Annotated in this window: 13 protein-coding genes; 5 read left to right on the forward strand and 8 right to left on the reverse strand. The window is 69.8% G+C overall.

The annotated features are described in order from the left end of the window. Window positions 1-71: 71 nt before the first annotated feature. Window positions 72-1,373, forward strand: a complete 1,302-nt coding sequence (locus ACFY1J_RS36830) for a helix-turn-helix domain-containing protein (RefSeq protein ID WP_390732724.1) — start codon at window positions 72-74, stop codon at window positions 1,371-1,373. A gap of 421 nt (window positions 1,374-1,794) precedes the next feature. Beyond that, window positions 1,795-2,997, forward strand: coding sequence for a PLP-dependent aminotransferase family protein (locus ACFY1J_RS36835; protein WP_390732725.1), 1,203 nt, complete (start codon window positions 1,795-1,797; stop codon window positions 2,995-2,997). A gap of 28 nt (window positions 2,998-3,025) precedes the next feature. Here the strand turns inward: ACFY1J_RS36835 and ACFY1J_RS36840 are convergent, their stop codons facing one another. From ACFY1J_RS36840 to ACFY1J_RS36850, 3 genes are read right to left on the reverse strand one after another with little or no spacing between them, the layout of a single operon-like run. Next, window positions 3,026-3,751, reverse strand: a complete 726-nt coding sequence (locus tag ACFY1J_RS36840) for a DUF4253 domain-containing protein (RefSeq protein ID WP_390732726.1) — start codon at window positions 3,749-3,751, stop codon at window positions 3,026-3,028. 42 nt (window positions 3,752-3,793) lie between these two features. Next, the gene (locus ACFY1J_RS36845) at window positions 3,794-3,976 is read right to left on the reverse strand and encodes a DUF397 domain-containing protein (protein ID WP_390732727.1); all 183 of its coding nucleotides are present in this window, start codon (window positions 3,974-3,976) and stop codon (window positions 3,794-3,796) included. Beyond that, window positions 3,973-4,800 carry a Scr1 family TA system antitoxin-like transcriptional regulator gene (locus ACFY1J_RS36850; RefSeq protein ID WP_390732728.1) on the reverse strand — a complete coding sequence of 276 codons (828 nt, stop codon included), beginning with the start codon at window positions 4,798-4,800 and terminating at the stop codon, window positions 3,973-3,975. Before ACFY1J_RS36850 ends, ACFY1J_RS36845 begins: the two co-directional genes overlap by 4 nt. A gap of 113 nt (window positions 4,801-4,913) precedes the next feature. On the opposite strand from ACFY1J_RS36850, the gene ACFY1J_RS36855 reads away from it, so the two are divergent. Further along, complete coding sequence (locus tag ACFY1J_RS36855; RefSeq protein ID WP_390711450.1) at window positions 4,914-5,339, forward strand: ATP-binding protein; 426 nt, start codon at window positions 4,914-4,916, stop codon at window positions 5,337-5,339. On the opposite strand, the gene argS is transcribed toward ACFY1J_RS36855, so the two are convergent. Further along, window positions 5,307-7,076 (reverse strand): arginine--tRNA ligase, encoded by a 1,770-nt coding sequence (gene argS, locus ACFY1J_RS36860; RefSeq protein ID WP_390711451.1) that lies wholly within the window; start codon window positions 7,074-7,076, stop codon window positions 5,307-5,309. The two genes, ACFY1J_RS36855 and argS, sit on opposite strands and share 33 nt — an antisense overlap. A gap of 132 nt (window positions 7,077-7,208) precedes the next feature. Between argS and lysS the strand changes: the two genes are divergently transcribed. Further along, on the forward strand, window positions 7,209-8,948 hold the full coding sequence (gene lysS, locus ACFY1J_RS36865) for a lysine--tRNA ligase (protein ID WP_390732729.1): 1,740 nt from the start codon (window positions 7,209-7,211) through the stop codon (window positions 8,946-8,948). 87 nt (window positions 8,949-9,035) lie between these two features. Here the strand turns inward: lysS and ACFY1J_RS36870 are convergent, their stop codons facing one another. The 3 genes from ACFY1J_RS36870 to ACFY1J_RS36880 form a co-directional block, all read right to left on the reverse strand. Then, window positions 9,036-10,382 (reverse strand): DUF2637 domain-containing protein, encoded by a 1,347-nt coding sequence (locus ACFY1J_RS36870; RefSeq protein ID WP_390711453.1) that lies wholly within the window; start codon window positions 10,380-10,382, stop codon window positions 9,036-9,038. Window positions 10,383-10,538: 156 nt separating this feature from the next. Further along, complete coding sequence (locus ACFY1J_RS36875) at window positions 10,539-11,462, reverse strand: DUF3558 domain-containing protein (RefSeq protein ID WP_390732730.1); 924 nt, start codon at window positions 11,460-11,462, stop codon at window positions 10,539-10,541. 118 nt (window positions 11,463-11,580) lie between these two features. Further along, window positions 11,581-12,390: a DUF3558 domain-containing protein gene (locus ACFY1J_RS36880; protein ID WP_390732731.1), complete on the reverse strand. Its 810-nt coding sequence runs from the start codon at window positions 12,388-12,390 to the stop codon at window positions 11,581-11,583. A gap of 204 nt (window positions 12,391-12,594) precedes the next feature. Between ACFY1J_RS36880 and ACFY1J_RS36885 the strand changes: the two genes are divergently transcribed. Beyond that, window positions 12,595-13,788 carry an RtcB family protein gene (locus tag ACFY1J_RS36885; RefSeq protein ID WP_390732732.1) on the forward strand — a complete coding sequence of 398 codons (1,194 nt, stop codon included), beginning with the start codon at window positions 12,595-12,597 and terminating at the stop codon, window positions 13,786-13,788. A 6-nt stretch (window positions 13,789-13,794) separates the two neighbouring features. Here the strand turns inward: ACFY1J_RS36885 and ACFY1J_RS36890 are convergent, their stop codons facing one another. Continuing rightward, on the reverse strand, window positions 13,795-15,060 hold the full coding sequence (locus tag ACFY1J_RS36890) for a tyrosine-protein phosphatase (protein ID WP_390732733.1): 1,266 nt from the start codon (window positions 15,058-15,060) through the stop codon (window positions 13,795-13,797). Between the last annotated feature and the right edge of the window lies 1 nt (window position 15,061).

Below are 15,061 nucleotides of genomic sequence, written 5' to 3' on the forward strand. Positions count from 1 at the left end.
AAACAGGCTCTGACCTGCGGAAACAGTCCCTCCCTGGAACGCGGGAGTGGGACACGGGGGATGGAGGAACAGTGCCGGACAGCACTGTCGGCGGCGGCTTCGCCGAGCTGCTGCGGGAGTTGAAGGACCGTTCGGGGCTCAGCTACGGCGTGCTGGCCAAGCGGCTCCACATGAGTACGTCGACGCTGCACCGCTACTGCAACGGGGACGCCGTACCGGCGGACTACGCCCCCGTGGAACGGCTGGCCCGCCTTTGCAAGGCCGCGCCCGAGGAACTGGTAGAGCTGCACCGGCGTTGGGTGCTGGCGGATGCGATGCGGGGGCGGAAGGGGGAGCCGGCCCGGGCGGACTCCGTACCGGTGGAGCCTGAAGAGCCTGAAGAGGCGGAGGAGCCGGACAGGCCCGAGGAGTCCCGGGAACCGGTGACCTCGGTCCGTACGGACACGCGTCGCCGTACCCGCACCGCCCTCGTCGCCGGTATCGCGGTCGCCGCCGTTCTCGGTGCGGTCACGCTGGCGGTGAAGTTCTCGTCGGACGGTTCGGACGGCACGCACGGCGGTCCCGTCGCGGCGGCCTCGGCACAGGGCGGGGCCGCGGACGGCGCACACTCCGCGAAGACACCGGGCGGCACCGCCTCGCCGTCCGATTCGGCCGCCGGGTCCGCCTCACCCTCGCGCTCTGCCTCCGCCTCCTCCTCCGCGACGGACGAGCGGGATCAGCCGGGCGCCCGCGGCAAGGCCGGGGCCGGTGAGACCGCCACCGCGCCGCCCCTCACCGTCGCCACCCACCCCTACACCTGGGAAAGCCCCTGCGACCAGCGCTACTTGATCGACCGGCCCCCGACGAAGGTCGCCCCGCCGCCGACCGAGAACGACGCGACGGCCTGGGTGGCCGCGCACGGTGCCGTCTCCTCGGGGGAGCAGTACGTCACGCTCACCGTGCAGGGCACCGGCAAGGAGACCGTGGTCGTCGAGAGTCTGACCGTCCGCAGCGACAAGCGCTCGCCCCTCGCCTGGAACGACTACGCGATGGGCTATCCGGGAGTCGGCTGCGGCGGTGGCGTCCCGACTCGCTCCTTCACCGTCGCCCTGGACGCGGCGCGCCCCGCCGTCGTACCGGAGGCCGGGCACCGGAACTTCCCGTTCAAGGTGAGCGAGTCGGACCCGGAGGTCTACTACATCAGGGCCGACGCCTCGGCGTACGACGTGAGTTGGTACCTGGAGCTGAAATGGTCCAGCGGCGCCCGCCACGGCACGCTGCGGATCGACGACCACGGCAGGCCGTTCCGCACGAGCGGCAACAACGCGCGGCCCGCCTACGAGTTCCCGCTGGGCGGCTCGGGCTGGGTCGAGGAGGGGACGACCAAGTTCTGAGAGGACGTGCCGGTGTGCGCCGGAGCGTGCCGGGAGGCCGAGGAGGAGGGTCCCTCGTCGCGTATGCCCTGGCCGTCCTGACAGGCCGAGAGCGTGAACACGGCGACCAGCGCGAGTGCTGCGGCGGCGAGGGGGCGTGCGGGCATGGGGGGCTCCTGGGCGCGAGGGGGGCGTATACGGAACGGCGCTCGGTGTGCCCCCAGCCTGCGAGGAGATCCGGGCCGTTCGCCACCTTACGCGCGTGATTCGGGACGCCTGAACCGGGACCACGCGTCTGACCTGCGGAAACGAAAAGCTCTGGGACGGCGTTCCGGGACGTGCGGACGTGTCCGGATCGCGGAATCAAGGGTGTAGGAAGCAACTGCCTTCCTAGGCTGCGGGCACGGACCCATACGCGCAGCCTGCCGAAGGAGCCATTGCCATGACCGTCACCGAGCCCGCCGCCTCCTCCACCGCAGCCGTCCCGCCGCTCGCCGCGCGGGCCCGTACGGTCGGCGGCTCGCCGGTGCGGGACATCCTCGCGGTCACCGCCCGCCCCGAGGTGATCAACTTCGCGGGCGGTCTGCCGGCCCCGGAGCTGTTCGACCGCGAGGGGATCGCGGCCGCGTTCCACCAGGTCCTGGCCCAGGTCCCGGAGCGGGCGCTCCAGTACTCCACGACGGAGGGCGAGCCGACGCTGCGCGCGGGACTCGCGGCCCGCATCTCCACACAGGGGCTGCCCACCACCCCCGACGACCTGCTGATCACCACCGGCTCGCAGCAGGCACTCTCGCTCCTCTCGACGGCCCTGCTCGACCCAGGGGACACGGTTCTGGTCGAAAGCCCCTGCTATCTGGCGGCACTTCAGGTGTTCGGGCTGGCGGGCGCGCGGGTGGTGGCCGTGCCGGGCGACGACGGGGTGGACCCGGCGGCGCTGGAGGACCTGATACGGCGCGAGCGGCCCAAGCTGCTCTACCTCGTCCCGACCTTCCAGAACCCCACCGGCCGCACGATGCCCACCGCCCGCCGCGCGGCCGTGGCCTCGGCAGCCGCCCGGCACGGCCTGTGGATCGTCGAGGACGACCCGTACGGCGAACTGCGCTACGAGGGCGAGCGGGTGCCGTGGATCGCCACCCACCCCGGCGCCGAGGACCGCACAGTCCTCCTGGGCTCCTTCTCCAAGGTCATGGCACCGGGCCTGCGCCTCGGCTGGCTACGAGCCCCCGGCGAGCTGCTGCGCGCCTGCGCGGTCGCCAAGCAGGCGGCGGACCTGCACACCCCGACACTCAACCAGCTCGCCGCGGCACGCTACTTGGACGTGCTGGACGCCCACGTGGCGAAGGTCCGGGCGGTGTACGGCGAACGCCGGAACGCCATGCTCGCCGGACTTCCCGAAGCCCTCCCGGACGGCTCGTCCTGGAACCGCCCCGAGGGAGGCATGTTCCTCTGGGCCCGCCTCCCGGACTCGTACGACACCACGGCCCTGCTCCCCCAGGTGGTGAAGCAGGACGTGGCATACGTCCCGGGCGCACCCTTCTACGCCGCGACCCCCGACCCCTCGACCCTGCGCCTGTGCTTCGTGACCCAGACACCCGAGGAGATCGGCGAGGGCCTGCGGAGACTGGCCAGGGGGCTGGGCATCTGAAGCCGCGGGCGGCTCACCGGCGCACGGGTCAGTCCCACCAGAAGGACCAGGTGTGGGCGCCGACCAGGCTCTTGGCGTAAGCCTGGAGGTCCTCCCCGGACTCGTCCGGGCAGAACGCGAAGTGCTCGACCGCGAGTGCCTCCGCCTCGGCCGGTGTGGTGGGCGGCGCCGCGACCGAGACGGTCATCCGGGCGTAGGAGAGCGCTATGACACGTGCGCCGAAGCGGTCCTCCCAGGAGCGCAGTACGGCGCAGAGGCGGGCCACGTCGGGCTCGTAGTTGAGGGGGCCGGTCCAGCCGAAAGCCGCCGGGACGTCGGCGGAACGGCGCGCCGGGACGAGGGCCAGCCGGTGGTCCGCCGACCTGGGAGCCGCCTCCAGCAGAGCCGCCACCGCCTCGGCCGCCCGCGCCTCCGGGTCCGCCCCGTGCGTCCCGGCCGGCGCGAGTCCGGGCCACTCGTCCCACGCCTCGGCCAGCACCTCCTCCGCGTCGTGGTCCCCCGGGTACGACGTCTCCTCGGGGAGCAGCTCCCAGTTCTCCGGGCCGCCCAGCTCACCGCCGGCGTCTATGAGCAGCGGGAGGAGTCCGGCCTTCCGTGGGGCACGCTGGAGCGCGGTCCAGCCGCTGAGCGACGCGGGGCCGTCGGCGTACCACAGCACCTCGTCGATGACACGCCCAGGCGGAAGTTGAAGCCCCAGCGAGCGGCCGCTCGGATCGGTCGCCAGTGTGGGCAGCGGGTTGGGAAGAGTCGCCATGCCAGTGACTGTAGGCGCAGGCACTGACAGTGGCCCCGGGGGCTACTTGAGGGACGTGGTGAAGGCGGCCCAACTGGTTGGGGTTACCTGGAGGGTTGGGCCGGTTTCGGGGGTGTGTTTGGAGTCGCGGATGTGGATGGTGTGGGGGGTGGGGGCGACTTCGAGGCAGGCGCCGCCTTCGCTGCTGCTGTAGGTCGACTTGAACCACTGAAGTGCGGTGCTCATAGCTCTCCTAGCAGACTGTCCAGCAGGCTTCTTGAGTCCTCGATGGTGAGGGCCTGCGTTCGCAGCATCGCATACTTGCGAGCCAGGATGGACACCTCATCTGGGTCGGAAACCCACTGGCTGCCGCGTTGGGACTCGGCATAGGCGAGGTGCTGGTGGTCGGGTGTCTCAAGGAGGATGAACGGGCCCGCGTCCCCCGCGTGCGAAGTGCGGTCGAGCGGCAGGATCTGCAGGGACAGGCCCGGGAGTTCGGATTGCTCGCGCAGGTTCCGCAACTGATCAAGATGCGTCTCGTGGCCTCCCGTAGGCATGCGCAGCGCCGGTTCCCAGACGACGAAGCTCAGTGTCGGAGGCACCCTGCGGTGCAGAATCTCCTGGCGCCCGACGCGGGCCTCGATCTTCGTCTCCAACTCGTCCGCGTCGTAAGCGGGAACACGGCCGCCCAGCAGCGCACGCGCGTAGTTCCGGGTCTGGAGCAAGCCCGGGACGACCAGCGCGTCGTACCAGGACAGGGAGATGGCCTCCCGTTCGTGCGCCATGTACTGCTCGGCGTACAGCGGGAACTGGTCGATCTCCGGCAGGTTGTCCACCCCGGCGCTCAACAGGCCCTTGGTGTCGAGCAGTTCGTCCAGCAGCTCGGCGAGGTCCCGTTTCAGTGGTCGTCGGCCCTGTTCGATCGACGCGATCGTCTCCTCGTCCACCATGAGCCGCTCGGCGAGCGCGCGTTGCGTGAAACCGGCCGCCCGGCGCGCCGTCGCGAGCTGGGCGCCCAGCATCTTCATGGCCGAGAGGTTCTTCTTCCGCGGAAGCTTCCTGGAGTTCATGCGGGTCCAACTCCCCACGCCTGCCCTTACGCGACCCGGTACGAACCCGTACAAATAATCTGTACGGGCTCACTCGGTGATCCACGCTAGTCACTCTGCGCGACCTTCGTCTCGTGAACGTCGAAACCGAACTTCCCCACCAGCGCGACCAGTTCTACGGCCGTGACCGCCGATCCGTGCCCGCGGCCAGGCGGTTCACCTGGTGGTCGTTGAAGTACTGGGGACTCGACGACTGGGAACGCGCCGAAGACGTCTCGCTGTGCGTGAGCGAGCTGGCGACCAACGCGCTGGTGCACGGGGTACCGGCCGGGCGCGGCTTCCTGCTGCGGCTCCGGTACGACGGTGAGGTCCTGCGCGTCGAGGTGCACGACAGCGGGCCCGGCCTGCCGAGGGTCGCCGACGAGGCGGACGAGGGCGGGCGCGGGCTGCTGCTCGTGGCGGCGCTCTCCGACAAGTGGGGGGTGGGAGAGCGGGACTTGGGGAAACTGGTGTGGGCGGAGTTCGCCTCAGAGGCGCTCGGGCGTCCGGATGCCCAGTAGTGCCATGCCCCGGTGGAGCGTGCGTGCGGTCAGGTCGACCAGGAAGAGGCGGTTCTCCACGACCTCCGGCGCGTTCTCGGTGCTCAGCACCTGGCACTGGTCGTAGAACTTCGTCAGGTGCGTCGCCAGCTCGTACAGGTACGCCGCCAGCTTGTGCGGCTCGTACGCCGACGCCACCTCCAGGACCGTCTCCGCGAAGTGGTCCAGGTGCAGGCCCAGGGCGCGCTCCGCCGGCGCCAGTTCCAGCTCCGGGTGGGCGGCGGGGCGGGCCTCGCCGGCCTTGCGGAGGATCGACTGGATACGGGCGTACGCGTACTGGAGGTAGACCGATGTGTCGCCGCTCAGCGAGACCATCTGGTCCAGGTCGAACTTGTAGTCCCGCACCGCGGAGGTCGACAGGTCGGCGTACTTCACCGCGCCGATGCCGACGTACCGGCCGTTCTCGACGATCTCCTGCTCGGACAGGCCCACCTTCTCGGCCTTCTCACGGACCACGGCCGTAGCGCGCTCGACCGCCTCGTCGAGGAGGTCCTCCAGCCGGACCGTCTCGCCCTCACGCGTCTTGAACGGCTTGCCGTCCTTGCCGAGGACCGTGCCGAAGGCCAACTGGTGTGTCGTCACGCCGTCGTTCAGCCAGCCCGCCCTGCGCGCCGTCTCGAAGACCATGCGGAAGTGCAGCGACTGGCGGACGTCGACCACGTACAGCAGCGTGCTCGCCTTGTGGTTGAAGACGCGGTCCCGGATGGCCGAGAGGTCGGTGGCCGCGTAGCCGTAGCCGCCGTCCGACTTCTGGACGATCAGCGGGACCGGCTTGCCGTCCGGGCCCTTGATGTCCTCGAAGAAGACGCACAGGGCGCCTTCGGAGCGGACCGCGACGCCCGAGTCCTCCAGCAGGCGGCAGGTCTCGGCCAGCATGTCGTTGTAGCCCGACTCGCCGACGATGTCCGGGTCCCGGATCTCCATGTCCAGCTTCTCGAAGACGGAGTAGAAGTAGATCTTCGACTCGTCCACGAACTTCTGCCACATGGCCAGCGTCCGCGGCTCGCCGGCCTGGAGGTCGACCACCCTGCGGCGGGCGCGCGTCTTGAACTCCTCGTCGGAGTCGAAGACACCCCGCGCGGCCTTGTAGAGGCGGTTGAGGTTGGACATCGCCTCCTCGCCGCTCACGTCACCGGCCTTGTGGTCCAGCTCGTGCGGGTGCTCGTCCAGATACTGGATGAGCATGCCGAACTGGGTGCCCCAGTCGCCGATGTGATGCCGGCGGACGACGGTCTCCCCGGTGAACTCCAGGAGATGGACCACCGCGTCGCCGATCACGGCGGAGCGCAGATGGCCGACGTGCATCTCCTTGGCCACGTTCGGCTGGGCGTAGTCGATCACCGTGGTGCCCGGCCGCTCCGCGTACGGCACGCCCAGGCGGTCCGTGTCCGCGTACCGCGCGGCCAGGGTCTCGATGATCGCCCTGTCGCCGATCGTGATGTTCAGGAAGCCGGGGCCGGAGACCTCGATGTCCTTGATCACGTCACCGGTGACGACCTGGGAGACGACCTGCGTGGCCAGCTCCCTCGGGTTCGCCTTCGCCTTCTTGGCCAGCGCCAGGATGCCGTTGGCCTGGAAGTCGGCCCGGTCGCTTCGTCGCAGCAGCGGGTCCGCGGAGCCGGCGTCCGGCAGGGCTGCCGAGAGTGCCGTCGCGAGGTGCTGCTGGACTGAGTCGCTGAGGGACGTGACCGGGGCCATAGGTATGGGTGCCGTTCTCCTCGTGGGGATGGATAGACCCAGCCAGTATCCCATGGGAGGTAAAGCGGTTTTCCCGGTCGCGGGTCGGTCTGGGAGTATGGAGGTCCATCAAGAGTTCCAGGACAAGAGGACGTGCCGAACGTGGCTCAGAGCACCGAGACCACCGACTGGGTCTCCCGTTTCGCGGATGAGGTCATCGAGGAGTCGGAGCGTCGGGCCCCGGGCAAACCGGTCGTCGTCGCCTCCGGGCTGTCGCCCTCGGGCCCCATCCACCTGGGGAACCTGCGCGAGGTCATGACCCCGCACCTCGTCGCCGACGAGATCCGGCGCCGCGGGTACCAGGTGCGCCACCTCATCTCCTGGGACGACTACGACCGCTACCGCAAGGTGCCCGCGGGCATCGCCGGTGTCGACGAGTCCTGGGCCGAGCACATCGGCAAGCCGCTGACCTCCGTGCCCGCCCCGAAGGGCTCCGCGTACCCGAACTGGGCCGAGCACTTCAAGGCCGCCATGGTCGAGTCGCTGGCCGAGATGGGCGTGGAGTTCGACGGGATCAGCCAGACCGCGCAGTACACCTCCGGTGTCTACCGCGAGCAGATCCTGCACGCGATGAAGCACCGCGGTGACATCGACGCGATCCTCGCCCAGTACCGGACCAAGCCGAAGGCCAAGAAGCAGGGCCAGAAGCCCGTCGACGAGGCCGAGCTGGAGGCCGAGGAGGGCTCCGGCGCGGCGAGCGAGGACGACGGCAGCTCCGGCGCCGCCGGGTACTTCCCGTACAAGCCGTACTGCGGCAACTGCGGGAAGGACCTGACCACGGTCACCTCGTACGACGACGACACCACCGAGCTGGCCTACACCTGCAACGAGTGCGGCTTCTCGGAGACCGTCCGGCTCAGCGAGTTCAACCGCGGCAAGCTGGTGTGGAAGGTCGACTGGCCGATGCGGTGGGCGTACGAAGGGGTCGTGTTCGAGCCCTCGGGTGTCGACCACTCCTCGCCCGGCTCCAGCTTCCAGGTCGGCGGCCAGATCGTCGGGATCTTCGACGGCAAGCAGCCGATCGGCCCGATGTACGCGTTCGTGGGCATCTCCGGCATGGCCAAGATGTCCTCGTCCCGCGGTGGGGTGCCGACCCCGGCCGACGCGCTGAAGATCATGGAGCCGCAGCTGCTGCGCTGGCTGTACGCCCGTCGTCGGCCCAACCAGTCGTTCAAGATCGCCTTCGACCAGGAGATCCAGCGGCTCTACGACGAGTGGGACAAGCTGGAGGGCAAGGTCGCCGACGGCTCCGCCCTCCCGGCCGACATCGCCGCGCACTCGCGCGCGGTGCGTACGGCGGGCGGCGAGCTGCCGAAGACGGCGCACCCGCTGCCGTACCGGACGCTGGCCTCCGTCGCCGACATCACCGCCGGCCACCAGGACCAGGCGCTGCGCATCCTGTCCGAGCTCGACCCGGCCGACCCGCTCGGCTCGCTGGACGAGGCCCGGCCGCGGTACGACAGGGCCGAGGCCTGGATCAACACGCACGTGCCCGCCGACCAGCGGACCATCGTGCGCGAGGAGCCGGACGTCGAGCTGCTGAAGTCCCTCGACGAGGCCTCCCAGCAGTCGCTGCGGCTGCTGCTCGACGGGCTCGCCGAGCACTGGTCCCTGGACGGGCTGACCCACCTCGTGTACGGCGTTCCCAAGGTCCAGGCCGGGTTCTCCGCCGACGCCACGCCCAAGGAGCTGCCGGCAGAGATCAAGACCGCCCAGCGGACGTTCTTCGCGCTGCTGTACCACCTGCTCGTCGGCCGTGACACCGGTCCGCGGCTGCCCACGCTGCTGCTGGCGGTGGGGCAGGACCGGGTACGGGCCCTGCTCGGGGAGTAGGACGGCGTGGTGATGTGAAGAAGAGGGGCCCTCGGCTGAGGGCCCCTCTTCTTGTCGTCGTACGGCTTCTTGTGCTCGTACGGCTTCCTACGCGATGTGGTCCTCTTCCAGCTCCGCGTTGTAGCGGTTCGTGAAGCGGTTGACCATGCGCTTGGCCTCCTCCACCGGGAGGGCGATGCTGAACTCCGCGTCGACGTTCTCGCCGAACTCGCGGGGGGTCGGGTAGCTGCCGTTGATCGACTGCTTGAAGACCTGGTAGTAGGCCTCCTCGTCCGGCTCGGAGCCGCCGCCCTCGCCGAGTTCGCGGGTGCGGCCCGGGCCCACCGGGATGGGGAAGCTGCCGGTCTCCTCCCCGGAGGGCTCCTGGTACTGCTGCGGCTCCTGCTCCTGGCCCTGTTCCTGGTAGTACTGCTCGGCCTGCTGCTGTTCCGCGTACCACTGGGCGTACTGCTGGTCCGGGTCGTAGGCCGGGTCGTAGTCGCCGAAGTAGGGGATCTGCTGGGGGTCGACCGACTGGAACCAGGGGCTCTGGTCGTCCTGGGCCTGCTGCTCCGGGTGCCCGGCGTTCCGGTTCACGAAGTCGAGGCGCTGCTCGCTGGGAGGTGCCGCTTTCTGTGGGACGGGCGCCGCCCCAGCGGCACGACTGCCCGCAGCTATGGCGGATGCATCGACCGCGTCCGCCGCCGCCAGCTCCCGTGTGCCCGCTCCGGTGGCCTGTGCCGGCGCCGGGGGCAGCAAGGCCGGTTCGATGCCCGCCGCTGCCAGGCCCGCCGGGGCCGTGTCCGCCAGGGGGACGCCGTACCTCGCCAGCCTCAGGGGCATCAGGGACTCGACCGGGGCCTTGCGGCGCCAGGCCCGGCCGAAGCGGGCCTGGAGGCGGGCCTGGTAGACGAGACGTTCCTGTTCCAGCTTGATGACCTGCTCGTAGGAGCGGAGCTCCCACAGCTTCATACGGCGCCACAGCAGGAAGGTGGGCACCGGGGAGAGCATCCAGCGGGTGAGGCGGACGCCCTCCATGTGCTTGTCGGCGGTGATGTCGGCGATCCGGCCGATCGCGTGCCGGGCCGCCTCGACGGCGACCACGAACAGGACCGGGATCACCGCGTGCATGCCCACGCCCAGCGGGTCCGGCCAGGCGGCCGCGCCGTTGAAGGCGATCGTGGCCGCCGTCAGGACCCAGGCCGTCTGGCGCAGGAGCGGGAAGGGGATCCGGATCCACGTCAGGAGCAGGTCGAGGGCGAGCAGGACGCAGATGCCCGCGTCGATGCCGATCGGGAAGACGTAGGAGAAGTTCCCGAAGCCCTTCTTGAGAGCCAGCTCGCGGACGGCGGCGTACGAACCGGCGAAGCCGATGCCGGCGATGATCACGGCGCCGGACACGACCACGCCGATGAGAACGCGGTGCATCCGAGTCAGCTGCAGTGGCGCGGCCACCCGTTACTCCCCTCCCCTTGCGTGTTGTTGCGCGCAACAGGGTGGCACATGAGTGCGGCGAACGCGTTGCCGGACTGCCAGGAGCCCGGTCCCCGAGGGGGCCGGGCTCCGGCAAAAAGCGTGGCTGAGCTGGGAGTTGTGCGCCAGGTGTGACGGTCAGCTCTTCTTGGACGCTGACTTCGACGGAGAGGCGCTCGCGGTCTTCGACGAAGATCCGCCCGCCGGCTTCGACGCCGACTTGGAAGGCGAGGGCTTCGTCGTGCCCGCGTCCGAGCCGCTGCCCGTGCCGTTCGCCGAGGTCACGGCGGCCACGACCTCCTTGACCGCCTTCTGGGCGTCCTTCGTCAGGGCGGTGGCGTCCGGGGTCTTCTCGCCGGCCAGGCCCGCGCCGTTGTAGTCGAGGGTGACGACGACGTTCTCGACGCGCGCCACGACCGTCGTCTGCTTGAAGGTGCCTTCCTTCTTCTTCAGGTCGTAGCGCACCGCCATTGCCTCGTTGCCCACGCCGGAGACCGGCACCGACTGCGAGTTCTTGGCGCCGGTCACGCCCTGGGCGCCCTGGACCTGCTTCGTGTAGTACGCCTTGGCCTGGCTCTCGCCCGAGCCGCGGCTGACGTCGGAGTCGAAGCGGAGGAGGGAGACGTTGAGCCAGCGGAACTGCGAGCCCTTCACGCCGTTGCTGTCGAGGCTGTTCCAGGAGCAGCTGGCACGGGAGTCGACATCGTCCGATGTGCCCTCCTTGCCCGACTTCGAGCCCTTCGGTATCAGTTCGCCCAGAGTCTTGTTCGAGAGCGTGTCACACGCCTTCGGCAGCTTGTGGTACCTGGCCGCCTGCACGGTCGGCGAGGCGCTCGTGGAGCCCTTGCCGGAGCTGTCGGCGCTCGCGCTCTGCCCGGCGCTGCCACTGCCGCTGCCGTCGGAGCCGGAGTCCGAGGAGCAGCCGGCGGCGACGAACACCATGGGGACGGCGGCCGCGCAGACAAGGACGCGGCGGAGTCGCCCCGCTCGCCGGTCGCGCCGGTCACGCATGTCGTCTCGGTCGTCTCGCTGGGCTGCTCGCTGCATGGTTCCTTCACTCATGACGCTCGGGGTTCCTGCGGTCGGATCGGGTCCGAGGGGCCACGGTACGCGGTGGGTGAGCTGTGCGGTTCCGGTTCACGCGCTTTGCGGACGGCCGCCGATGGGGTCGGCGGGGCCGTCAGCCGTTGAGCGAGTCGTCCAGCCGTCCGGCCAGATTCCGGGCCCTGTCCTGCATTTCCTTGCTGTCCGGGACCGTGCCGAGGGCCGTCGGCTGCTCGTCGTACTGGATGGTCACGATCACGTTGGACGTGCGGAACACCACAGTCACCGTTCGCTGTTCGGCCGTCGAACCGGAGCTGCTCAGCTGGTCGTCGAGGAACGCCTCGTCGCCGAGATCGTCGAGAGTGCGGGGCTGGAGGTCGGCCGCGGCGGCCTCGGTGGAGGCGGACGAGGACGGGCTGGGGTCGCTCGAACCCGATGCCGATGCCGACGCCGATGCCGACGTCGAGGGCGTGGGCGAGGAGGTCGACGCGCTGGGTGCGGGCAGGTCGGCCGCGGTCTGCCTGGTGGCGAAGAGCTGCTCGGCCTCGTTGTCGTCGCTGACCGCGTTGTCGTAGGACACGACCCGCTCGAAGTCGACGAGCAGATGATCGGTGGCGTCGGCGGACTCGACCTTCCAGCGGCAGCCGACCTTGCGGTCGGTGTCGTACGTCAGCGTCGCCTCGCCCCGGTACGCCCGGTCCCGCTGGTCCGGGTCCGTGATCTGCTTGATGCCGGGCAGCAGGGAGTCGAGCGTGTCGTGACTCACAGCGCCGCAGGCCTCCGGAAGCGTGCGGTACTTGCCGGGCTGGGCGGCGACGGTGGCCGTGCCGGGCTCGCCGGGGTTCGCGTTGTCCGTCGGACTGCTTCCGTCCGAGCTTCCGGTGCAGCCGGCCAGCAGAGCCGCCAGGAGGGCGGCGATGCCGGTTACGTATGCCTTCCGCCGCACGGGCAGGCTCCTCTCGACGGTGGGTCCTCCAGTGTCCCCGCTGGTTAATCGCTTGCCGCAGCGGGGCGCTCCCTGAAGACAATGTGTATCGCACGCACTGCTGTGGACGCCGGTCCCATGTCCTGTTTCGTAGACCTTGGCCCCGCTTTTGCGCTTTGCCGTCATCAAGACTTTTGCTTGGGTATCCGGGGGAATGAGGAAGTTATGTCGTACGTGGAAATGGCGGGCGCGAAGGTCCCGATCCGTATGTGGACCGACCCCGCGACGGTCGAGGACGTCGCGCTGCAGCAGCTGCGCAATGTGGCGACCCTGCCGTGGATCAAGGGCCTGGCCGTGATGCCGGACGTGCACTTCGGCAAGGGCGCCACGGTCGGCTCGGTCATCGCGATGCGGGGTGCGGTGTGCCCCGCGGCGGTGGGGGTGGACATCGGCTGCGGAATGTCGGCGGTGAAGACGTCGCTGACCGCGAACGACCTCCCGGGCGATCTGTCCCGTCTGCGGTCGAAGATCGAGCAGGCGATTCCGGTGGGGCGGGGGATGCATGACGAGCCCGTCGATCCGGGACAGCTGTACGGGCTTGCCGCCGGTGGATGGGACGGATTCTGGGGGCGGTTCGACGGGGTCGCCGAAGCGGTCAAATTCCGTCACGAGCGCGCCGGGAAGCAGATGGGAACGCTCGGAAGCGGAAACCACTTCGTCGAGGTATGCCTCGATGCAGACGGCCGTCTCTGGCTGATGCTGCACTCCGGATCCCGCAACATCGGCAAGGAACTCGCCGAGCACCACATAGGCGTGGCCCAGAAGCTCCCGCACAACCAGGGCCTGATCGACCGCGACCTCGCGGTCTTCGTCGCGGACACACCGCAGATGGCGGCGTACGAGCACGACCTCTACTGGGCCCAGGAGTACGCGAAGTACAACCGGTCGATCATGATGGCGCTCCTGAAGGACGTGATCCGCAAGGAGTTCAAGAAGGCCAAGGTGACCTTCGAGCCCGAGGTGAGCTGCCACCACAACTATGTGAGCCGTGAACGCTACGAGGGCATGGACCTGCTCGTCACCCGCAAGGGCGCGATCCGCGCGGGCTCCGGCGAGTACGGGATCATCCCGGGCTCGATGGGCACGGGTTCGTACATCGTGCGGGGCCTCGGGAACGAGAAGTCCTTCAACTCGGCGTCGCACGGCGCCGGCCGGCGGATGAGCCGCAACGCGGCCAAGCGCCGCTTCTCGACGAAGGACCTGGAGGAGCAGACGCGGGGCGTGGAGTGCCGCAAGGACTCCGGCGTCGTCGACGAGATCCCGGGCGCGTACAAGCCGATCGAGCAGGTGATGGATCAGCAGCGGGACCTCGTCGAGGTCGTGGCGAAGCTCAAGCAGGTGGTGTGCGTGAAGGGCTGACCGGCCCTACAGCCGCTTCTCCAGCAGCGTCACCGCGTACGGGCTGCCCGATCCGCCGTCCTTGGCCGTCTGTTCGCCGACCACCGTGTAGCCCGCCGACTCGTAGTAGGCGCGCAGGCGGGGGTTGGAGGACAGGCAGTCGAGGCGGGCGTAGGGGCGGCCCGTTGCCGCGACACGGCACTCCGCTTCCGTCAGCATGTGGCGGCCCGTTGCGGGTGGGGCCGTGTGCGGGGTGGTCATCAGGCGGTGGATGTAGCCGGCGTCGGGCGGGCGGGGGCCCCAGGCCGCGGGGTCGTCCCACCACAGTTCCCAGGCGCCCGCCAGGTGGCCGCCCGCGTGCGCCAGCCAGACCTCGCCCTCGCGCATGCGGGTGCGGAAGTGGGCCTCGTCCTTCTCGCCCGGCTTCCACTGGTCGATGCCCCGGGCCAGTTGCCACAGGGCCGCCGTGTCCCGGAGTCGGACCAACAAAGTGGTGTCGGCCGGTGTCGCCCTGCGGTACGTCAGCGGGGGCCAGGTCGTCGGGGCCGGTTCCAGGAGGCTCGCGCGGAGGGAATCCGAGAGGGCCTTTGCGTCCAGGCCCAGGGTGTCGGTGACGTAGCAGTCGATCGAGCCGTAGCGGGTGTTCATGGCCGCCAGGAACAGGTGCATCACCGACGCCGGGGCCCGGCCGACGAACGGCCACGTCGGTGTGCGGCCCTCGTTTCTGCGCCGCCAGTCGGAGAGGAGAGCGGGGGTGGCGAGTTCCGTGAGGGTGAAGTCCTCGACGATGGTCGGCTCGTCGATGCCGAGCAACGTCAGCACCATCGCTGCCAGTTGGCCCGTGCGGTCCTTGCCCGAGGCGCAGTGGAAGACCAGGGGGGTGCCGGAGGCGGCCGATTCCGCGATCAGCTCCAGGGCCTCGGCCATCTCCTTCGTCCCGTCCTGAGCCACCTCCAGGTAGCGCTCGGAGAGATAGGGGCCCGGGGCCGTGTCGGGGGACTGGGACGGCTGGTCGTAGGGGCGGTGCTCGATGCTCAGGTTGTGGTACGCGAGAGAGACGTGCTCGGGGACGCGGCCCCTGGCCTCGGCCTCCCAGGGGTGGCGCAGATCCAGCACCGTGCCTATCCCCAGGGAGAGGAAGCGCTCCCAGTCCTTGGTGCCCTCGGCCAGTTTGCCCAGGGAGCCGGCCCGGTACAGCAGGCCCGGGCGGATCCGCCGGCGGCCGTCCGGGGTCGAATAGCCGCCCAGGTCACGGAAGTTGTGCAGGTCTTCGAAGGCTATGTGTCGGTCCACG

The organism is Streptomyces sp. NPDC001406 (assembly GCF_042895285.1).
GTDB lineage: Bacteria > Actinomycetota > Actinomycetes > Streptomycetales > Streptomycetaceae > Streptomyces.

Bases quoted from the DNA above. Each gene is read 5' to 3' on its own strand.
- ACFY1J_RS36835 (WP_390732725.1), top strand. From the start codon at position 1,795: ATGACCGTCACCGAGCCCGCCGCCTCCTCCACCGCAGCCGTCCCGCCG.
- ACFY1J_RS36840 (WP_390732726.1), bottom strand. From the start codon at position 3,751: ATGGCGACTCTTCCCAACCCGCTGCCCACACTGGCGACCGATCCGAGC.
- ACFY1J_RS36845 (WP_390732727.1), bottom strand. From the start codon at position 3,976: ATGAGCACCGCACTTCAGTGGTTCAAGTCGACCTACAGCAGCAGCGAA.
- ACFY1J_RS36850 (WP_390732728.1), bottom strand. From the start codon at position 4,800: ATGAACTCCAGGAAGCTTCCGCGGAAGAAGAACCTCTCGGCCATGAAG.
- argS (WP_390711451.1), bottom strand. From the start codon at position 7,076: ATGGCCCCGGTCACGTCCCTCAGCGACTCAGTCCAGCAGCACCTCGCG.
- ACFY1J_RS36875 (WP_390732730.1), bottom strand. From the start codon at position 11,462: ATGAGTGAAGGAACCATGCAGCGAGCAGCCCAGCGAGACGACCGAGAC.
- ACFY1J_RS36885 (WP_390732732.1), top strand. From the start codon at position 12,595: ATGTCGTACGTGGAAATGGCGGGCGCGAAGGTCCCGATCCGTATGTGG.